This is a genomic window from Bradyrhizobium sp. 63_E2_N1_3 (assembly GCF_052076005.1).
Classification (GTDB): domain Bacteria; phylum Pseudomonadota; class Alphaproteobacteria; order Rhizobiales; family Xanthobacteraceae; genus Bradyrhizobium; species Bradyrhizobium barranii.
Window position 1 is genome coordinate 7199008 of sequence record NZ_CP197235.1, and the last position, 18995, is coordinate 7218002.

Annotated in this window: 18 protein-coding genes; 10 read left to right on the forward strand and 8 right to left on the reverse strand. The window is 66.1% G+C overall.

Annotation, left to right across the window (positions count from 1 at the left end; genetic code table 11):
- The first annotated feature begins 24 nt into the window (after positions 1-24).
- The 4 genes from AB7531_RS34210 (at position 25) to AB7531_RS34225 (ending at position 1958) form a co-directional block, all read left to right on the forward strand.
- Positions 25-525, forward strand: coding sequence for a hypothetical protein (locus AB7531_RS34210; protein ID WP_014497302.1), 501 nt, complete (start codon positions 25-27; stop codon positions 523-525).
- Between the two features lie 30 nt (positions 526-555).
- Complete coding sequence (locus AB7531_RS34215; RefSeq protein ID WP_063985083.1) at positions 556-990, forward strand: NUDIX hydrolase; 435 nt, start codon at positions 556-558, stop codon at positions 988-990.
- Between the two features lie 47 nt (positions 991-1037).
- The gene (locus AB7531_RS34220; RefSeq protein WP_011085347.1) at positions 1038-1415 is read left to right on the forward strand and encodes a TIGR02301 family protein; all 378 of its coding nucleotides are present in this window, start codon (positions 1038-1040) and stop codon (positions 1413-1415) included.
- A gap of 276 nt (positions 1416-1691) precedes the next feature.
- Positions 1692-1958 carry a hypothetical protein gene (locus AB7531_RS34225; protein ID WP_014497305.1) on the forward strand — a complete coding sequence of 89 codons (267 nt, stop codon included), beginning with the start codon at positions 1692-1694 and terminating at the stop codon, positions 1956-1958.
- 196 nt (positions 1959-2154) lie between these two features.
- Here AB7531_RS34225 and AB7531_RS34230 read toward each other — a convergent pair whose 3' ends face one another.
- The 5 genes from AB7531_RS34230 to AB7531_RS34250 form a co-directional block, all read right to left on the reverse strand.
- Complete coding sequence (locus tag AB7531_RS34230) at positions 2155-2475, reverse strand: cupredoxin domain-containing protein (protein ID WP_063985084.1); 321 nt, start codon at positions 2473-2475, stop codon at positions 2155-2157.
- Positions 2476-2485: 10 nt separating this feature from the next.
- On the reverse strand, positions 2486-3019 hold the full coding sequence (locus tag AB7531_RS34235) for a DUF4142 domain-containing protein (protein WP_063985085.1): 534 nt from the start codon (positions 3017-3019) through the stop codon (positions 2486-2488).
- A gap of 88 nt (positions 3020-3107) precedes the next feature.
- Positions 3108-3797 (reverse strand): RNA polymerase sigma factor, encoded by a 690-nt coding sequence (locus AB7531_RS34240; RefSeq protein ID WP_063985086.1) that lies wholly within the window; start codon positions 3795-3797, stop codon positions 3108-3110.
- A gap of 233 nt (positions 3798-4030) precedes the next feature.
- A complete protein-coding gene (locus tag AB7531_RS34245; protein WP_063985087.1) occupies positions 4031-4900 on the reverse strand; it encodes a sulfurtransferase in 870 nt (289 codons plus the stop codon).
- Positions 4901-5065: 165 nt separating this feature from the next.
- Positions 5066-6400 carry a dihydroorotase gene (locus AB7531_RS34250; protein WP_063985088.1) on the reverse strand — a complete coding sequence of 445 codons (1335 nt, stop codon included), beginning with the start codon at positions 6398-6400 and terminating at the stop codon, positions 5066-5068.
- Positions 6401-6501: 101 nt separating this feature from the next.
- Here AB7531_RS34250 and ygfZ point away from each other — a divergent pair, with 101 nt between their 5' ends.
- The 6 genes from ygfZ to AB7531_RS34280 all read left to right on the forward strand — a co-directional run bounded on the left by ygfZ (position 6502) and on the right by AB7531_RS34280 (position 13043).
- A complete protein-coding gene (ygfZ, locus tag AB7531_RS34255) occupies positions 6502-7377 on the forward strand; it encodes a CAF17-like 4Fe-4S cluster assembly/insertion protein YgfZ (RefSeq protein WP_028158166.1) in 876 nt (291 codons plus the stop codon).
- The gene (locus AB7531_RS34260) at positions 7374-8000 is read left to right on the forward strand and encodes a DNA-3-methyladenine glycosylase I (protein ID WP_063985089.1); all 627 of its coding nucleotides are present in this window, start codon (positions 7374-7376) and stop codon (positions 7998-8000) included. Before ygfZ ends, AB7531_RS34260 begins: the two co-directional genes overlap by 4 nt.
- Complete coding sequence (locus tag AB7531_RS34265; protein ID WP_063985090.1) at positions 7997-8611, forward strand: YfbR-like 5'-deoxynucleotidase; 615 nt, start codon at positions 7997-7999, stop codon at positions 8609-8611. Before AB7531_RS34260 ends, AB7531_RS34265 begins: the two co-directional genes overlap by 4 nt.
- Positions 8612-8755: 144 nt before the next feature.
- Positions 8756-9262 carry a tyrosine phosphatase family protein gene (locus tag AB7531_RS34270; protein WP_028152156.1) on the forward strand — a complete coding sequence of 169 codons (507 nt, stop codon included), beginning with the start codon at positions 8756-8758 and terminating at the stop codon, positions 9260-9262.
- A 19-nt stretch (positions 9263-9281) separates the two neighbouring features.
- Entirely contained in the window at positions 9282-10250 is a 969-nt protein-coding gene (locus AB7531_RS34275) for an NUDIX hydrolase (protein WP_063985091.1), read from the forward strand.
- A 51-nt stretch (positions 10251-10301) separates the two neighbouring features.
- On the forward strand, positions 10302-13043 hold the full coding sequence (locus AB7531_RS34280) for a DUF2339 domain-containing protein (RefSeq protein WP_441280236.1): 2742 nt from the start codon (positions 10302-10304) through the stop codon (positions 13041-13043).
- Positions 13044-13046: 3 nt separating this feature from the next.
- On the opposite strand, the gene AB7531_RS34285 is transcribed toward AB7531_RS34280, so the two are convergent.
- The 3 genes from AB7531_RS34285 to AB7531_RS34295 all read right to left on the reverse strand — a co-directional run bounded on the left by AB7531_RS34285 (position 13047) and on the right by AB7531_RS34295 (position 18901).
- Positions 13047-14735, reverse strand: a complete 1689-nt coding sequence (locus AB7531_RS34285; RefSeq protein WP_063985092.1) for a methyl-accepting chemotaxis protein — start codon at positions 14733-14735, stop codon at positions 13047-13049.
- Between the two features lie 284 nt (positions 14736-15019).
- On the reverse strand, positions 15020-16990 hold the full coding sequence (locus AB7531_RS34290) for a methyl-accepting chemotaxis protein (protein WP_063985093.1): 1971 nt from the start codon (positions 16988-16990) through the stop codon (positions 15020-15022).
- A 204-nt stretch (positions 16991-17194) separates the two neighbouring features.
- Positions 17195-18901 carry a methyl-accepting chemotaxis protein gene (locus tag AB7531_RS34295; RefSeq protein ID WP_063985094.1) on the reverse strand — a complete coding sequence of 569 codons (1707 nt, stop codon included), beginning with the start codon at positions 18899-18901 and terminating at the stop codon, positions 17195-17197.
- Positions 18902-18995 lie beyond the last annotated feature (94 nt).

Genomic DNA, 18995 nt, shown 5'->3' on the forward strand with positions numbered 1-18995 from the left:
CCCCGAACGTTAACACTGCGGCAGATGAGCTCAACGGCCTCCCAACCCGCGCGGACGCATGTACAGACGGGCCCCGAGGCCGCCGCCTGGGCCGAGCGGCTGCGCGTGGCCAACATCAACCCGCGAACCGGGCTTGCCACCGACTATCTCAACCATTTCAATGAAGCCGTGATGCTGCTGGAAATGGTCCCGGACATGCCGGAATGCGCCGAAGATTTTTTGACCTGGTCGCCGCTGTCCTATGCCGAGCATTTCACCGCGTCGAATTTCAAGGCACGGGATCTGGCCATCGAAGCCTATGAGAAGGCCGATCCGAATGTGCGCGCCCAGTTCGACCACATCACTGATACCATGACCTCGATCCTGACAGCGGTCGGCTCGGCCATGCGCGAGGTCGAGAAGGACACGACCCGCGTCCGCCTCGCCGAGCAGGCCACGCTCTGGGTCAAGCCGCTGATCGCGGCCTGCGGCGGCATCATCAATGGCGGCGCGGAAGCCGACGTCGACACCATCATGGCGAATTGAGCCAAGGGCTGTTGAAGGGTTGTTGAAGATATGTCTGCGGTCATCCAGCCCACCCACCCCCAGATCGCGGTCAGCGCCGCCATCTTCCGCGACGGCAAGGTACTTCTGACCCGCCGCGCCCGCTCGCCCGCCAAGGGGTTCTATTCGCTGCCCGGCGGCCGGGTCGAGTTCGGCGAATCGCTGCACCAGGCGCTGGCGCGCGAGGTCGACGAGGAGACCGGGCTCGCCATCGAGATCATTGGCCTCGCCGGCTGGCGCGAGGTGTTGCCGGCCGCAGCCGGCGCCGGCCATTACCTGATCATGTCCTTTGCCGCCCGCTGGGTGGCCAAGGAGCCGGCTCTCAACGACGAGCTCGACGATTACCGCTGGATCGCCCCCGACGCCCTGGCGAGCCTCGGCGACCTCAAGCTGACCGGGGGGCTGGAGGAGGTCATCCTGTCGGCCGCCGGGCTGATCGGGCCCTGACCGCCCCGTCTTGCGTCCTCCGCTCCGAGGGGGCATACACCCCGCCGATGTCCACGCGATTTCTGGCCATTTTTGCCCTGATTCTCGCCTGCGCCTCCGTGCCCACAAGGGCCCAGGACGTGGCGGCGCCGTTTGACGCCGATTTGCAGCGGCTGGCGGAGATTTTGGGCGGCCTGCACTATCTGCGCGGCATCTGCGGGTCCAACGAGGGCAACAAATGGCGCAGCGAGATGCAGGCGCTGATCGATGCCGAAACCCCCTCGGGCGAGCGCCGCACCCGTATGATCGCCGGCTTCAACCGCGGCTATAACGGCTTCCAGCAGACCTATCGGAGCTGCACGCCGGCCGCGACGGTGGCGATCCGCCGCTATATCGAGGAAGGCTCGAAGATCTCGCGCGATCTCACGGCGCGTTACGCGAACTGAGCGCATCTCCTCATCCTGAGGAGCGCGCTCTTCGCGCGCGTCTCGAAGGATGCAAGGCCCCGCTGCCGCAGCACGGCCTCTATGGTTCGAGACGGCGCTAACGCGCCTCCTCACATGAGGGTTTGGCTGTCGAACGCGCATCTGGAACCCTGTCATCGACTTTGTTCACAGCCGTTAACCGTTCCTAAAGATGTGGCCTAGCGGGCGTTAATACGCGTGCTACACCTTTCGTACAGCGCATCGCCGTGGATCGCGCCCCAGCCCTGATCGAGTTTCATGAGCCATTCAGTGTCCTACGCCCCCGCCCGCGCGCCGCTGCCCGATCACGAGCAGAAACAGGCCGCGCTGAGCTATCTCAACGAGGCCTGGGCCGAAGCGCGCCATGATGGCGTCGACGGCGACTGCCTGGCGCAGGCGAGCCTGTTTGCGGCATTCGCCGAGCTCGTCGGTACCTACGGCGAGGATGCGGTGGCGAAATTCGTCGAGGGCTTTCCGGGCCGCATCCGCAACGGCGAATTCTCGGTCACTCTCGCAAGGCAGTAAGCTTCTTGCGAAAAATGACCCCGCCACACGGGCGGGGCCAGTCTACGGATGAATGACTTGGCGAACGGGATCTGGCGAACAGGTTCGCGAAGTCTGCCGCGTTTATCGCACGGAAGCCGCCTCCCCCAGACAAGCATTAGTCTCGCGATGACCGGGAGATATTCCCACTACGATCGGGAATGCACTCCCTCCTCCCTCACGGCGCGACCTTGAGCGTCGCTTTCATGTTGGGATGATAGCGGCAGTAATAGTCGACAATTCCCGCCTTCTTCAGAACAAACGTTGCCGACTTCTTCGGTGGCAGCATCACGTCGAAATCGCCGCTCTTCGCCGTGGCGGTGTGCGCGAACACGTCCTTGTTGATCCATTCGATGGTATCGCCGACCTTCGCGGACGTTTCGGCCGGTGAAACCACGAGATTGTCCATTATGATCTGCATGGTCGCGGCGCGCGCCGGGACGACGATCGACAGCAAGACGACCGCAAGCGCGATCGAAGCGAGGTGTCGCGGCTTCATCCCACACCCCCTATTTCAGCTCGGCCGCGACATGCTCGGCGTGCTGCTGGTGGCCCTGAAAAATCTTCAGGCCGGTCTGCAACAGGCTCTTGAGCTCGGCATTGCCGGCGGACGGGATGAGCTGGGTTTCCAGCGCGCCGTTGACCGCCTTGTGATAGGCGACCTCGTTCGCGACATAGGCCTTGTCGAAGGCCGCGCCGCTCAGCTTGTCGAGCTCAGCCAGCTTGTCGCTCGCCTGCTTCGACAGCGTCTTGCTGGTATCGTTGTCTTCAGGCGTAACGTTCAGCTTCTTGACCAGCGCCAGCGCCTGCTTGTTGACCGCCTCGTGGTCGCGCAGCATGTCCTCGGCAAACGCCTTGACGTCCTTGTTCTTGGCCTTTTTCTGCGCCTGCTTGGCCGCGTTGATGTCGATCACGCCCGCGGTGTAGGCGATGTGAGCGATCTGCGGATCGGTGGGCTTGTCGGCTGCGCTCGCGCCTTGCAGTAGCGCCGGGCTCGACAACAGAATTGCCGCGGCGATCGCCGCGCTCCATCGGGTGAACATGTTTGAAACTCCTGTGCTGCCGGAGGGTTTGCCGGCGTTGCTTCACAGGCATTGGATGGGATTTTCGCGCAAACGTTCCCGAAAAACTTCAGCCGCCGCTGCCGAGCCGCTTCAGCACCGATACGGTCAGCCGCTCGCAGCGCCACCCGGCAAACGGGAACGCATCCATCATAACCGGACCGATCTCCTTCTCGACGTTCTCGCGCAACATGGTGCGCGCACGGTGCAGCCGCGTCTTCACGGTCTCGGGCTTGACGCCGAGCAGATCGGCGGTCTCCTCGATGTTCATCCCCTCCATGACGCGCGCGACGAAGACCATGCGGAACACATCCGGCAGTTCGTCGATTGCGCGTTCGACGACGCGCTGGATTTCACGTTGGGCCATGGTCCTTTCCGGATCGCCTGCGGGAGAAACGGGAAATTTTATGATCTGCGCGTCGAGCGCCCCTTCCGGCAGCGCGCTGAGCTCGACATGCGGCTTGCGGCTTCGCGCCCGGCCAAGCGCCTCGTTGATGGCAATGCGCGACAGCCAGGTCGACAGCCCGGACTCGCCGCGAAAGTCGTCCAGATGGGTAAAGGCCCGGACATAGGTTTCCTGCACCACGTCCTCGGCTTCGCTGTCGCTGCGCAGGATACCGCGCGCTAGACGGTAGAGCCTGCGGTTGTTGGCCTGCATGATCTCGCGCAACGCGGCCTCGTCACGGCCCCGCGCGCGATCGACCAGTTCGGCTTCCGATGCTCTAGCGCCGGCGGACAGGCCGGCTGCGGTCCGCTGCATGGTGGTCACCTGTTTCCATTCGTTCCGGACATTGGATGCAGGCCAGCGATAAAGGTTCCCGACTTTCTTACCCTCCCCTGGAGGGGGAGGGTCGATCGCGCGCAGCGCGAGCGGGGTGGGGTGACAGTCTATACCTTTGAGGCGGTGCCCGAGTGGAGAGATCACCCCACCCCGCTTCACCTCTCGCTTCGCTCGACGTGAAGCGACCCTCCCCCTTCAGGGGAGGGTAAGAGCTAATCCGTCTCGATCGGCAGTGCCGGATCCCTCGCCCATTCGCCCATGGAGGCATCGTACAGCGTCAGCTTGTCGTAGCCGAGCTGTGTCAGCATGAGCAGGTCGATCGTCGCCGAGATGCCGCCGCCGCAATAGCAGATCACATTCTTGTCGCGCGTAACGCCCTGGGCCGCGAACTTCGCTTCGGCGTCGGCAAGCGTCGTCAGTGTCTTGTCGGCCTTGGCAAGCGTGGCCGCGGGCACGTTGACGCTGCCGGGCACGCGGCCGGGCCGGCCGTAGCGGCTCGGCTCGAGGCCCTGATGAAATTGCGGCCCGAGCGCGTTGACGATCACGGTCGAGGGATCGCAGATCCGCGCCTTCACGGTGGTCTTGTCGACGAAGAAGCCCGCGTGCGACGCGGCCTTGAAGGTCGTGGCGGGATAGCCCTTCGGCGCGCCCGTCTCGACCGGCCGCCCCTCGTCCTTCCATTTGTCAAAACCGCCGTCGAGCACGCGCGCATCGACGCCGAGCGAGCGCAGCATCCACCAGAACCGCGTCGACCACATCATGGTGCCGATGCTGTAGAGCACGATGGTCTTGGATGCGTCAGCGCCGTGGCGACCGAAGGCGGCCTCTAGCTGGGGCACGCCAGCCATCATGAAGAGCTGTTGCGCGGAGGTGTCGGAGAACTCGCCTTGCAGGTCGAGGAAATCCGCGCCGGGGATGTGGCCGGCCGCGAACGTCTTGTCGCCGGGCACCGCGCGATAGGGCACATCGCTACCGGGCGGCACCGGCTCGTTATAGGTCGTGCAGTCGTAGAGGCGGAGGTTGGGATCGCCGAGAATCGCGGCGAGTTGCACAGTGGTGATGAGGGGCGTCGGTTGGGACATTGCTCTCTCCCAATTTGAGTCTACGCTTCCTGGCACTCTGTCATTGCCCGCGAAGGCGGGCAATCCAGTATTCCAGAGGCGGCGGTGATCGAACCGAGAAGCCGCGGCGTACTGGATGCCCCGCCTCCGCGGGGCATGACAGCGGAGCGAGAAGCGGGCCGCCCTCTACTGCTTCAGCGTCTCCAGAAACCGCACCGGCTCGCCCTGCGAGGCCGTCACCAGTTCGCCCTGCCACATCACGCGGCGGCCGCGGATGAAGGTGCCGACGGGCCAGCCGGTGACGCGGACGCCGTCATAAGGCGTCCAGCCGGCTTTGGACGCCACCCATTTGTTGGTGATGGTCTCGCTGCGCTTGAGATCTACGATCGTGAAATCGGCGTCGTAGCCTGCGGCAATGCGGCCCTTGCAGGCCATGTTGTAGAGACGCGCGGGGCCGGCGCTGGTGAGGTCGACGAAGCGCGCCAGCGACAGGCGGCCGGCGTTGACGTGGTCGAGCATGAGCGGCACCAGCGTTTGCACGCCGGTCATGCCGGAGGGCGAGGCCGGATAGGTCTTCGACTTCTCTTCCAGCGTATGCGGGGCATGGTCGGAGCCGAGCACGTCGATGATGCCCTGCTCGATGCCGCGCCAGATGCCGGCGCGGTGATCGGCCCCGCGCACCGGCGGGTTCATCTGCGCCAGCGTGCCGAGCCGCTCGTAGCATTCGGGTGCGACCAACGTCAGATGATGCGGCGTCGCCTCGCAGGAAGCGACGTCCTTGTGGTCGCGCAGGAACTCGATCTCTTCCTTGGTCGATATGTGCAGCACGTGGATGCGCTTGCCGGTCTCGTGCGCGAGCTTGACCAATCGCTGCGTCGCCATCAGCGCCGCGGTCTCGTCGCGCCAGACCGGATGCGAACGCGGATCGCCCTCGATGCGCAGCGACTTGCGGTCGTTGAGGCGGTATTCGTCTTCGGCGTGGAAGGCGGCGCGGCGGCGGATCACCTGGAAGATGCGGCGCAGGCTCTCGTCGTCCTCCACCAGCAGCGCGCCGGTCGACGAGCCGATGAACACCTTGACGCCCGCACAGCCGGGCGCGCGCTCCAGCACCGGCAGATCCTGCACGTTCTCGCGGGTGCCGCCGATGAAGAAGGCGAAATCGCAGTGCATGCGATGATGGGCACGCTTCACCTTGTCGGTGAAGGTAGCCTCCGTCACGGTCAACGGCGCCGTGTTCGGCATCTCGAACACGGCGGTGACGCCGCCCATCACGGCGCTGCGCGACCCTGTCTCGAGGTCTTCCTTCTGCTCCAGCCCGGGCTCGCGGAAATGCACCTGGGTGTCCATCACGCCCGGCAGGATGTGGAGGCCCTTGCAGTCGATCACCTCAGCGGCGGAGGCCTGCGAGAGCGGGCCCAGCTCCGCGATGCGGCCGTTGGTGATGCCGATATCGCGAACACCCTCGCCGTCCTGGTTGACGACGGTGCCGCCTTTGAGGATCACATCGAAGCGCTGGGTCATGGCTGAAGGCCTCTCTCATCCCCAAGCGCGGGGCTTGAGGTCTTGTCGTTTATGCCTTGCGGGCTTACGTTCCGGAGCAACATGTCGCAAGAGATTTTCACATGAAATCAGCGTTTCTTCCCGACCGGAGCGTGGTCAAGGTCGCGGGCGAGGACGCGCGCAACTTCCTCAACGGCCTGATCACGACCGATCTCGACAGGCTGAAGCCGGGCCTGGGGCGATTCGGTGCGCTGCTGACGCCGCAGGGCAAGATCATCGTGGATTTCCTGATCACAGAGGTGCCCGCAGGCCATGGCGGCGGGTTCCTGATCGACTGTCCGAAGGCGCTGGCCGAGGGCCTCGCCACCAAGCTGAAATTCTACAAGCTGCGCGCCAAGGTCACGGTGGAAAACCTCGATCTCGGCGTGCTCGCGGCCTGGGACGGCCAGCTTGCGGCGCAGCCGGACCTTGCGTTCGCCGATCCGCGCAATGATGCGCTCGGCACTCGCATCCTGATCCCCGAAGATCTCAAACAGAAGCTGTCCGATCTCATCGGCGCCGAGCTGGTCGATGCCGCCGAATACGAGGCCCATCGCATCGCGCTCGGCGTGCCGCGCGGCGGGCTCGATTTCATGTACAGCGATGCGTTCCCGCACGAGACCAACATGGACCGTCTTGCCGGCGTCGATTTCGACAAGGGCTGCTATGTCGGCCAGGAGGTCGTCTCGCGCATGCAGCATCGCGGCACCGCGCGCACCCGCAGCGTCAAGGTGCTGCTCGACGACCTCTCGCCGGAGGCCGGCGTCAGTGTTATGGCCGGCGACAAGCCGGTCGGCACGATGGGCTCGTCCGCACAGGGCAAGGGCATCGCGCTGGTACGCATCGACCGCGTTGCGGACGCGCTCGATGCCGGCCAGCCGCTCACCGCCGGCGGCCTCGCCGTGAGGCTCGCCGAACCCGACGTCGTCCGCATTCCCCTGAAGCAGCCCATCGCATGAGCCGAGCCCCCCGCCTGCATCCCGACGGAAAGACCCGCTGCCCCTGGCCCGGCGAAGACCCGCTCTATGTCGCCTATCACGACACCGAATGGGGCGTGCCGGAATATGACGACCGTGCGCTCTACGAAAAGCTGATCCTCGACGGCTTCCAGGCCGGCCTCTCCTGGATCACGATCCTGCGCAAGCGGGACAATTTCCGCAAAGCCTTCGATGATTTTCAGCCGGAGAAGATCGCGCGCTACAACGACAAGAAGGTGCACGCGCTGATGAACGATGCCGGCATCGTGCGCAACCGCGCCAAGATCGACGGCGCGATCCTGAGCGCGAAATCATATCTCGACATCATGGAGAAGGGCCCGGGCTTCTCGAAGCTGTTGTGGGACTTCATGGACGGCCGGCCCAAGGTCAACAATTTCAAGACCACTGCGAGCGTGCCGGCCTCGACGCCGCTGTCGACGCAGATCTCCAAGGAACTGTCCTCGCGCGGTTTCAAATTCGTCGGTCCGACCATCGTCTACGCCTTCATGGAGGCGACCGGCATGGTCAACGACCATCTCGTCGACTGCCATTGTCACGCGAGCTGCGGCAAGACGCAGCGCAAGCCGCGCCTCAAGGCCAAATGACCGCGAAGAAAACGGCACGCGACGTGGCATCCCGCGCCTGGCAACGCATGCTGTCGGGCCGGCGGCTCGATCTGCTCGATCCCTCTCCGCTCGATGTCGAGATCGCCGACATCGCGCATGGGCTGGCGCGCGTGGCGCGCTGGAACGGGCAGACCACCGGCGCGCACATCTTCTCGGTCGCGCAGCATACGCTTCTGGTGGAGACCGTGATGCGGCACGAGATGCCGCGCGTCGACGAGCGCATGCGGCTCGCCGCCCTGCTGCACGATGCGCCCGAATACGTGATCGGCGACATGATCTCGCCGTTCAAGGCCGTGCTCGACGGCCACTACAAGGCGGTGGAGAAGCGCCTGCTCGGCGCCATCCACATCCGCTTCGGCCTGCCGCCGGCGCTGCCCGAGGAGATCACGCAAGCCATCAAGGCCGCCGATCGCGGGGCGGCCTATCTGGAGGCAACCGAGCTTGCCGGCTTCAGCGAAAGCGAGGCGAAGCGCCTGTTCGGCAGGGACCCCAGCCTCTCCGACAGCGTCCGGCGCGACTACCTCACGCCCTGGACCGCGGCGCGGGCCGAGAAGCAGTTTCTGGAGCGGTTCAACGCGGTGTTCGCGTAGCATCATCCCTTCGTAGGGTGGGCAAAGCGAAGCGTGCCCACCAAACTAGCCGCGGTGTGCGCGGTGCGAAACGGTGGGCACGGCGCGATGCGCCTTTGCCCACCCTACGAGCGCTCGCTATAATCAGCGGCAAAAAGGTCCGCCATGATCCACGTCTGTTCCCTCGCCGCCCTTCCCGAAACCGTCCGCCTCACCAGGGCCAGCCATGTGCTGACCGTCATGGCCAATGTCGAGCAGGTGGCACGTCCGGTGTCGGTGCTGCCGGCCAACCATCTCAAGGTGTCGATGGACGACATCACCGAGGAGATGGACGGCTTCACCGCACCATCCGAAGCTCATATCGACCAGGTGCTGAATTTCGTACGCGGCTGGGACCGCAGCGCGCCGCTGGTGGTGCATTGCTATGCCGGCATCAGCCGCTCCACTGCGAGCGCCTTTGCGGCCGTCTGCGCCCTCAATCCGGATCGCGACGAGATCGAGATCGCCAAGAAGATCCGCGCGGCCTCCCCGATCGCCTCGCCGAACCGCCGCATCGTCGGTCTTGCCGACCGCGCGCTCGGACGCAACGGCCGCATGCTGCGCGCGCTCGACGAGATGGGCCCGGGCGCCATGATGGTCGAGGGCCGCCCCTTCGTGATCGAGCTCGAATGACAACTGCGACATCAGCCGCATGAGCGACACGCAGCTGACGCCGATCGAGATCGGCCTGACCGCGGCGATCGTCGCGATCGAGGATCATGAGCCGCTGATCCTCACCGCGCACAGCAGTGATGGGCTGGCGGGCCTGCCGTTCGGGCCGTTCGATGCGCCCAGCCATCGCACGTTCGAGATCGGCCTGCGCGCCTGGGTCGAGGCGCAGGCGGGCTTGCGGCTCGGCTATGTCGAGCAGCTCTACACGTTCGGCGATCGTGGCCGTCATGCCGAGGCCGGCGACACCGGTGCGCATATGGTGTCGATCGGCTATCTGGCGCTGACGCGCGCGGTGGGCGGCGAGCTCGCAGCGACCGGCGCGAGCTTCGAACCGTGGTATCGCTTCCTCCCCTGGGAAGACTGGCGCGAGGAGCCGCCTGCGATCATCGCCCGTGACATCATTCCGGCGCTGACGCTATGGGCCGAGGAGGAGACGCCGGAGACCACACGCGCGCTGCCGCGCCGGGATCGCGTGCGGTTCTATTTCGGCCTCGACGGCGCGCCCTGGGACGAGGAGCGCGTGCTCGACCGCTACGAGCTCTTGTACGAGGCCGGGCTGATCGAGGAGGCGCGGCGCGACGGCCGTCCTGCGGCATTGGCGCGTAAGCAGCTTCCCGCGCTCGGCACCTCCATGCGGTTCGATCACCGCCGGATTCTCGCGACAGCGATCGCGCGGCTGCGTGCAAAACTGAAGTATCGTCCTGTGGTGTTTGAACTTTTGACCGCGGAGTTCACACTCACTGAACTGCAGTACACGGTGGAGGCGATCTCCGGCCGGCACCTGCACAAACAAAATTTCCGCCGCCTGGTCGAAACCGAAGCCTTGGTCGAACCGACCGGGGTGATGTCGACACAGACCGGCGGACGGCCGGCGGCGCTCTACCGCTTCCGCCGCGACGTGCTCCAGGAACGACCCGCGCCGGGCTTGCGCGTACGCTCCCGGCGCTAGATCCTAGGATTTGCGTGACCGGCCCCTGCCCGCCGGTTGCCTGGAGGCTTCATGTCCGACGGCCCGTTTGACGTCTTTGCGCTGATCATTGCGATCATCGCTGTCCTGATCGCGATCAAGGCCTCCAGCCAGGCGGCCGAGCTGCGCCGCCGGCTGGCCTCGCTCGAAGAGATGTTTTACGCGCAGCGGCAGGTGCAGCCGCCGCCGCTGATGCCCACGCAGGTGCAGGCCGAGGCGCCCGCGACGACGGCCGCCGAGCCGCCGCCGCTCGCGCCCGAAGTCGAGGCAGCACCGCCTCCGCTCGTCACCGAAGAGGTTTCACCGCGGCCGCTCGCAGCGAGCACCGAAGCCGATGCACCGCCGCCGCTTGCGGCGAACACCGAGGCCTACGCACCGCCGCCTTTGCCCGCGCCGGCACCCGGCTTCGAGGAACGGCTCGGCACGCGCTGGGTGGTCTGGATCGGCGGCCTCGCGCTCGCGCTCGGCGGCTTCTTCATGGTGCGCTATTCGATCGAGGCAGGTCTCGTCGGCCCCGGCGTGCGCGTGTTCCTCGGCGGGCTGTTCGCAGCCGCGCTGCTGGGCGCCGGCGAATGGTCGCGGCGCAAGGAGAGCATCTCCAACATCGCGGCGCTGCCTATCGCCAACATCCCCGCGATCCTCACCGCGGCCGGAACGGCCGTGGCGTTCGCGACCATCTACGCGGCCTATGCGCTCTATGGCTTCCTCGTGCCCGCCACCGCTTTCGTGCTGCTCGGCATCGTCGCGATGGGCACGCTCGCCGCGGCACTGTTGCATGGGCCCGCACTCGCGGGCCTCGGCGTGGTCGGCGCGTTCGTGACGCCGATCCTCGTCTCCAGCGGCAAGCCGGATTATTGGGCGCTCTATATTTATCTTGCGATCGTCACCGCCGCGAGCTTCGGCCTCGCGCGCATCCGGCTGTGGCGCTGGCTCGCGGTGACCACCATCGCCTTCGCCGTGCTCTGGATCTTCCCGGGTCTCGATACCAGCGAGCTGCAGGTCGCGCCGCACACCTTCCATGCGATCGCGGGCTTCGTGCTCGCCGCCCTCCTCGTGGTCTGCGGCTTCATGTTCGGCCCGACCATCGAGGACGGCGAGATCGAGCCGGTGTCGTCGAGCTCGCTTGGCGCCTATCTGTTCGGCGCGATGCTGATCGTGCTGTCGAGCGCGCATGCGGACCTTGCGCTGATCGCGTTCACGCTTCTCGTCGGCGCGACGCTGTTCGTCGCCTGGCGTGCGCCGGCGGCGACCGGCGCACTGGGCGCGGCCGCGGCAACCGTCTTCATCGTGTTCGCCGAATGGGCGGTGCGCGCCAATCCCGACATGCTGGTGCTGCCGGGCGGCCCGATCCCCGGCGTCGGACCGGTCGCCACCGACGGTTCGGTGACGCTGCATCTGGTGATGGCCGCGATCTTCGCTGCCGGCTTCGGCATCGCAGGCTTCCTCGCGCAGGGCCGCTCGAACTCGGCGGTCATTCCGGTGGTGTGGTCTGCGGCCGCCGTCGCGACGCCGATCGCGATCCTCGTTGCGCTCTACGCGCGCGTCGCCCATCTCGACCGCTCGATCCCGTTCGCGATCCTCGCGGTGCTGCTCGCCGCCGCCTTTGGCGCTGCGACCGAAGCGCTGGCGCGCCGCGAAGATCGGCCGGGCACTGCGACCTCTGTCGCGCTGTTCGCGACCGGCACGCTCGGCGCGCTGGCGCTGGCGCTGACCTTCGCCCTCGAAAAGGGCTGGCTCACCATCGCGCTGGCGCTGATGTCGCTCGGCACGGCCTGGATCTCGCTGCAGCGGCCGATCCCGGTCCTGCGCCGGCTCGCCGCCATCTTTGCCGCGATCGTGACCGCGCGCATCGGCTATGATCCGCGCATCGTCGGCGATGCCGTCGGCACCACGCCGATCTTCAATTGGCTGTTGTGGGGCTACGGCCTGCCGGCGGCCTCGTTCTGGGGCGCGAGCATCTTCCTGCGCCGCCGCGGTGACGATCCGCCGCTGCGCATCGTGGAGGCCGCCGCGATCCTGTTCACCGCGCTGCTCGCCTTCATGGAGATCCGGCATCTCGCCACCGGCGGCCGCATGACGTCGCCGCCCTCGCTGCTCGAATTTGCCCTGCAAGTCTGCGTCGCGCTCGCCATGGCGATCGGGCTGGAGCGGCTGCGGCTGAGGAGCCACAGCATCGTTCACAATGTCGGCGCGGTCGCGCTCACCGCGATCGCCGGGCTCATCAGCGTGTTCGGCCTGCTGATCCTGGAGAATCCGTGGCTGCTCTCCAGCGTCGATGTCGGCGGTCTCGTCTTCAACCTGCTGCTGCTCGGCTACGCTCTCCCGGCGGTGCTGATGCTGCTGCTGTCCTATGCGGTGGCCGGACATCGCCCCGTCGCCTATGCGAACACGATTGCCGGCGCTGCGCTGGTGTTCGCGCTCACCTATTTGACGCTGGAGATCCGCCGCTTCTATCACGGCCCGGTCCTGCTCTACGGCGCCACCACGGGCGCGGAGCAATACACCTATTCGATCGGCTGGCTCGGCTTCGGTGTGGTGCTGCTCGGCGTCGGCATTCTCGTCAACTCCGAGCGGGCACGGCTGGCGTCGGCCGCGGTGATCGCGCTGACGATCCTGAAGGCCTTCGTGATCGACATGTCGACGCTGACAGGCGTCTACCGCGCGCTGTCGTTCATGTGCCTCGGCATCGTGCTGGTCGCGATCGGGTGGCTCTACCAGCGCATCCTGTTCCGGCGGCAGATAGCACCGCCGCCGGCTCCGCAGGCGAGGACTTGAGGATCAAGCCGCGCGGACCGACTCCAGGAACTGCGCGACCTCGACTTTGAGCCGCGTGCTGTCGGTCGCCAGCGATTTCGCCGCCGACAGCACCTCCGTCGACGCCGAGCCGGTCTCGATCGCACCACGCTGCACGTCCGTGATGTTCATCGAGACCTCCTGCGTACCGACCGAAGCCTGCTGCACGTTGCGCGAGATCTCCTGCGTGGCCGCGCCCTGTTCCTCGACGGCGGCTGCGATGGCCGCCGCCACCTCGGACAGCCGCTCGATGGTGCCGCCGATCTCCTGGATGGCGCTGACAGATTCCTGCGTCGCGGACTGGATCCCGGAGACCTGCGCCCCGATCTCGCCGGTCGCTTTCGCGGTCTGCTCGGCCAGCGCCTTGACCTCGGAGGCGACGACCGCGAAGCCGCGGCCGGCTTCACCGGCACGCGCCGCCTCGATGGTGGCGTTGAGCGCCAGCAGGTTGGTCTGACCGGCGATGGTGTTGATCAGCTCGACCACGGCGCCGATACGCGATGCCGCCTGAGACAGCGCATTGACGCGGTCGTTGGTCCGCGTGGCCTGCTCGACGGCCTCTGCGGCCATCCGCGCCGAATCCTGCACGCGGCGGCTGATCTCGGTGATGGAGGACGACAGCTCCTCCGATGCGGACGCAACCGCCTGGACGTTGGTCGAGGCTTCCTCGGACGCCGCGGCGACCACGGTCGCAAGCTCCTGCCCGCGCTGCGCGGTGCTGCTCAGCGTGGTCGCGGAGGCCTCGAGCTCGGTCGAGGCCGACGACACGGTGCCGACGACCTCGCCGATCATGGCCTCGAACTTGCGGGTGATGGCGTCGACGCGGCGGCCGCGTTCGATCTTGGCCTCGGCGTCGGCCGCGGCGACTTCGTCGGCGGCCTTCTTGGCGATCAACGCCTCCTTGAAGATCTGGAGCGCATCCGCCATCGAGCCGATCTCGGTCTTCTCGCCGCGATGCGGCACCTCGGCGGAGAGGTCGCCTTCGCCAAGCGACTGCATCGGATGGATGATCGAGGCAATCCCGCGAGAAACGTCACGCACGAGATAATAGGCGGCACCGATCGCGATCACGACCGAGAACACGATGATGCCGACCAACACGCGGAAGATCGTGGCGTAGCTGTCGGCCGCCTGCTTCGTCTCCAGCTCGGCGCCCCGGTTGTTCATCTCGATGCCCTTCTGGAGCAGCGGGTCGGCGGCCTGGGCCATCTTCGCGACCTTGGTCTGCAACAGCTCGTTGGCATCGGCCGGGAAGCGACCGACGCCCTTGCGCGACAGCGCCATGACGTCCTGCACCCCGTTCAGGTACTCGGCCCATGCCTTGCTCCACTGCTCATAGAGCGAACGCTCCTCGGCTGAGGTGATCAGCGGCTCGTAGACCTTGCGGGTCTGGTCGATGCGCGCCTGCAGCGAGGCGAGGCGCTTCTCGGCGGCTTCCTTGCCCTCGGCGGTGTCCTGCATCAGGTGCAGGCGCAGCGCGACGCGCAGCTCGTTGATATCGGCGCGAAGCGAGCCGAGCGCACGCACGCTCGGCAGCCAGCTCTCCGCGATCTCGACGGTGTGGGAATTGATACTCTGCATGGTGCCGATCGCCATCACGCCGACGCCGGCGAGCGACAGCACGAGGACCGACAACACGGTCAGAAGCTTGAACACGATCGACAACTTCGACATCACAGCAAATCCCGATGAGACCTAGCAACGCGCAAATCACCTGCGCCGCCATCGTCACGACGGACGACAGGGCGGAAGTCAGTTCAACAATGCTGGCTGATTTTTATCCCGTAAGATTGCGCTCATAGTTGCAAACAGGCGTTAACAGGAACCTACGTGAAACTACGGAATTCGCTGTCGCCGCCGTTATATGTTCCGCAATTATTGGTTGCAGCGCAGCAGACATCGCGCGACGCCACACCGGCGCACCGCGATGCGCGGCTCGAACGGAGCAACTGACGACCTCAGGCCGCCCGGACCGACTCCAGGAAGCGCGCGACCTCGCTCTTAAGCCGGTTGCTCTCCTGAGACAGCGATTGTGCTGCCGAATGCACCTGGGCCGACGCAGCCCCGGTCTCGCCTGCGCCGCGCTGGACGTTGCCGATATTGGCGGAGACCTCCGAGGTGCCGTGCGCGGCATGCTGGATGTTGCGGGAGATCTCCTGCGTCGCGGCGCCCTGCTCCTCCACCGCTGCGGCGATGGCCGAGGAAATTTCCGACATCCGCGCGATGGTGTCGCCGATCTCCTTGATCGCACCGACCGAATCCTGCGTCGCGGTCTGGATCGCGCCGATGTGCTGGCTGATCTCGCCCGTGGCCTTCGCGGTCTGCTCAGCGAGCGCCTTGACTTCGGTCGCGACCACCGCGAAGCCCTTGCCGGCCTCGCCCGCACGTGCCGCCTCGATCGTGGCATTCAGCGCCAGCAGATTGGTCTGGCTGGCGATCGTGTTGATCAGCTCGACCACGTCGCCGATACGCCCTGCCGCCTTGGTCAGCTCCGCGACGCGCGCGTTGGTGCGCTGGGCCTGCTCCACCGCGACGTCGGCGACGCGGGCCGATTCCTGCACCTGGCGGCTGATCTCCGAGATCGATGTGGTCATCTCCTCGCTCGCGGACGACACCGACTGCACGTTCGCGGACGCCTCCTCCGAGGCCGCCGCCACCGCCGTGGCGAGCCCGTTGCCGCGCTCGGCGGCCTGGGTCAGCGTATTGGAGGACGCCTCGAGCTCGGTTGCCGCCGACGACACCGTGTCGATGATCTCGCCGACCGCGCCTTCAAACCCGTCGGCGAGGCGGTGCATGTCCGCCTTGCGCCGTTCGCGCCCGCGCGCGTCAGCCTCGGCCTGCTCCGCACGCAGCCGCTCGGCCTCCGCCATGTTGGTCCTGAACACCTCGACCGCACCGGCCATCTCGCCAATCTCGTCCTTGCGCCCGACGCCGGGGACGGAGATCGAAAGCTCGCCGCGCGCCAGCCGCGTCATCGCGCCGACCATGCCGGACAATGCCTTCGAGATCGAGCGCCCCAGCACGAAGCCGACCACGGCGAGCACGACGACGGTGAGCGCGAAGGCGATCATCATCCACAGGCGCACGGCATCGCGCGTTGCGGCTTCCGCGGCGTCGGCCTGCTTGTACATGGCGTCGACGGCGGTTCGCACCTCGACCATGGAGGGTTCGAGCTCGCGGAACGTCTTCATCATGCTGGCGTCCAGCGCAGCGCTCTGCTGCGCGGTCTCGGCCCAGGCCGCGAACTCGGACTGGTACTTCTGGAGCTTGGCCGTGATGTCGTTCATCACCGCCGTCGGGACTGCGACCACCTCGATCGCCTTGGAGAATTCGATCGCGGCCTTCTTCACCTCGGCGATGTATTTGGGGTCGCGCCGCAGCATGAAGTCCTTCTCGTGCCGGCGCATCATCAGCATCCAGCTCGTCGTCCTGGGATCGTCGATCTCCTTGAGCTTCACCTCGATGTCGTGCACGGCGGCGCGGAGCGAGCCGGACAGGCCAAGCGTCTCGTTCAGCCCGAGTCTGGTCTCGGCCACGACAAGCGCCTTGAAATCCTCGGCATAGCGTTTGAAGCCGTCATGTGCCTGCCTGGTCTTGTCGGACAGCGCGCTCATGCCGCCGGCCGCCATCAACCGCTCGACCTGGTCGAAATCGCGGTTGATCGGTCCCATCAGCTCGGCATGGGCCTTGGCGTAGCTTTCGTTGCGACGCTGCTGAAAATTCTTCTCGTTGCGGCGCGCCTCCAGCATCTCGATCGTGAGCTGCTTGTTGAGGTCAGCGATCGCGCGGGCGCGGTTGGCAACGGTGCGGGAGGCGTCCTGAGAGAGGCTGCCGATCTCGTAGATCGCGCCGAAGACGACGAGGCCGACAAGGCCGAAGAGTCCGATCGCCATGACCTTGTGGGTGAGGCGAATGGAGAAGCCGCTCATTGAATGTGCTCCGATACGTTCGATACGCAATACAGGGAGGGCGACTCGGCACCCGAATATTGCGAGATCATGACTGCATCGGTTTTCCGGAAGGTTAACCGTGCAGACCTTCTCACCGCGGCATCGGCTGTGGACGCATGCGAACCGCCACGCGTCCTCGCGCGGCGGTTGCAATCGGCGAATGATGGGTGAGGACGGGCGCCCTCAGGCGGCGCGCACCGTGGTGAGGAACTTGCCGACCTCGAGCTTGAGGCGGTTGCTGTCGCCGGACAGCGACTGCGCAGCCGAAAGCACCTGCGACGACGCCGAGCCGGTCTCGCTCGCGCCGCGCTGCACGTCGGTGATGTTGGACGACACTTGATGGGTGCCTTCCGCCGCCTGTTGCACGTTGCGGGAGATTTCCTGCGTCGCCGCGCCCTGCTCCTCCACCGCCGCCGCGATCGCCGAAGAGATCTCCGACAGGCGTTCGATGGTGTCGCTGATGTCCTTGATGGCGCCGACCGACTCCTGGGTAGCAGACTGGATGCCGGAAATCTGCTGGCCGATCTCGCCGGTCGCCTTCGCGGTCTGCTCGGCAAGCGCCTTCACTTCGGAAGCGACGACGGCGAAGCCACGGCCAGCTTCGCCGGCACGCGCAGCCTCGATCGTGGCGTTGAGCGCCAGCAGGTTGGTCTGGCCGGCGATGGTGTTGATCAGCTCGACGACGTCGCCGATCCGCGTTGCCGCCTTCGACAGTTCGCTGACACGTTCGGTCGTGGTGCGGGCCTGGCCGACGGCTTCGCTCGCCACGCGCGCGGATTCCTGCACCTGGCGGCTGATCTCGGTGATCGACGACGACAGCTCTTCCGTTGCCGAGGCCACCGACTGCACGTTGGCGGAGGCTTCCTCAGAGGCCGAAGCGACCACGGTCGCGAGCTGCTGCGCGTGCTCCGCGGTCGAGGTCAGCGTCGTCGCGGAAGCCTCGAGCTCGGTCGAGGCCGAGCTCACGGTCTCGATCACCTCGCCGACCGCGGTTTCAAACTGATCGGCAAGCCGGAGCATGTCCTGGCGACGCTGCGCCGCGCTGCGCTGCTCCATCTCCTTCTGCTCGGCTTCCATCCGAATCTTGGCAAGGCCGTTCTCCCGGAACACTTCCGCGGTCTTGGCGACTTCGCCGACCTCGTCCTTGCGATCAAGGCCGGCGATCTCGACCTGATAGCGGCCGGCGGCAAGCTCCTGGAGCACACCGACGATCATGCGGATCGGCCGCGCGATGCCGTACTGACCGATGATGAAGCCCAACGCGCCGCCGATGACGACACCGAGGCCTGCGAGGATGATCAGGAAGCGTGACGTCGATTCATACTGCTCGCGCGCTTCCTTGCTCTTCTCCTCGACGCGCGTATTCAGCCGATCGGCGAGTTCGCGGATCTTGCCTTGAAGGTTCTCCGCAGCGGTCCTGCTCTTCATCGCGATGTCGCGCAGCTTGTCTGCGCTGTCGCTGAGCTTCGCCGACTTCTCGGCATCGACGGCCGCGAGCGTCGTGTCCATCTGGCTCTTGTAGGCCGAGAACGCCTCGCGCACGCCCGGGAGCAGCGTCTTGGCCTTCTCGTCCGGGGTCTGGCTGACCTCGTCGAAACGCTCCTGATACTGCTTGAGCTGGGCGTTGATGACATCACGCGCGGCGAGGCGATTGTCGTCACGCGGATCGAGCGCACTGCGGAATTCAGCGCGGTTCAGCGCGATGACGTTCTGGTTGGCGCGCGCGGCGAGCAAGGCCCGCTTGGCCGCGGTCGACATCACGTCGGCCTTTTCGCTGAGATCGCTGAGGGCGGAGACGCCAATCCAGGCGATCGCGGCACCGATCCCGCACAGCAGGAGGACGATCCCGAGGATCTTGCTCAGGATGCGGAAGCGGCCGAGAAAATGCATGACTGGAACCCTTTATGGACGTTGCCGCTCAAGCGGCTGAATTCCCATGAACTTCGTCCAAAACCATTCCGCTTCCCTTAACCACGTTTGCCGT

Coding starts and splice junctions, on each gene's coding strand:
- AB7531_RS34270 (WP_028152156.1), top strand. CDS start 8,756: ATGATCCACGTCTGTTCCCTCGCCGCCCTTCCCGAAACCGTCCGCCTC.
- AB7531_RS34235 (WP_063985085.1), bottom strand. CDS start 3,019: ATGTTCACCCGATGGAGCGCGGCGATCGCCGCGGCAATTCTGTTGTCG.
- AB7531_RS34280 (WP_441280236.1), top strand. CDS start 10,302: ATGTCCGACGGCCCGTTTGACGTCTTTGCGCTGATCATTGCGATCATC.
- AB7531_RS34215 (WP_063985083.1), top strand. CDS start 556: ATGTCTGCGGTCATCCAGCCCACCCACCCCCAGATCGCGGTCAGCGCC.
- AB7531_RS34290 (WP_063985093.1), bottom strand. CDS start 16,990: ATGAGCGGCTTCTCCATTCGCCTCACCCACAAGGTCATGGCGATCGGA.
- AB7531_RS34225 (WP_014497305.1), top strand. CDS start 1,692: ATGAGCCATTCAGTGTCCTACGCCCCCGCCCGCGCGCCGCTGCCCGAT.
- AB7531_RS34260 (WP_063985089.1), top strand. CDS start 7,374: ATGAGCCGAGCCCCCCGCCTGCATCCCGACGGAAAGACCCGCTGCCCC.
- AB7531_RS34295 (WP_063985094.1), bottom strand. CDS start 18,901: ATGCATTTTCTCGGCCGCTTCCGCATCCTGAGCAAGATCCTCGGGATC.
- AB7531_RS34275 (WP_063985091.1), top strand. CDS start 9,282: ATGAGCGACACGCAGCTGACGCCGATCGAGATCGGCCTGACCGCGGCG.
- AB7531_RS34285 (WP_063985092.1), bottom strand. CDS start 14,735: ATGTCGAAGTTGTCGATCGTGTTCAAGCTTCTGACCGTGTTGTCGGTC.
- AB7531_RS34220 (WP_011085347.1), top strand. CDS start 1,038: ATGTCCACGCGATTTCTGGCCATTTTTGCCCTGATTCTCGCCTGCGCC.
- AB7531_RS34230 (WP_063985084.1), bottom strand. CDS start 2,475: ATGAAGCCGCGACACCTCGCTTCGATCGCGCTTGCGGTCGTCTTGCTG.
- AB7531_RS34210 (WP_014497302.1), top strand. CDS start 25: ATGAGCTCAACGGCCTCCCAACCCGCGCGGACGCATGTACAGACGGGC.
- AB7531_RS34240 (WP_063985086.1), bottom strand. CDS start 3,797: ATGCAGCGGACCGCAGCCGGCCTGTCCGCCGGCGCTAGAGCATCGGAA.
- AB7531_RS34245 (WP_063985087.1), bottom strand. CDS start 4,900: ATGTCCCAACCGACGCCCCTCATCACCACTGTGCAACTCGCCGCGATT.
- ygfZ (WP_028158166.1), top strand. CDS start 6,502: ATGAAATCAGCGTTTCTTCCCGACCGGAGCGTGGTCAAGGTCGCGGGC.
- AB7531_RS34250 (WP_063985088.1), bottom strand. CDS start 6,400: ATGACCCAGCGCTTCGATGTGATCCTCAAAGGCGGCACCGTCGTCAAC.
- AB7531_RS34265 (WP_063985090.1), top strand. CDS start 7,997: ATGACCGCGAAGAAAACGGCACGCGACGTGGCATCCCGCGCCTGGCAA.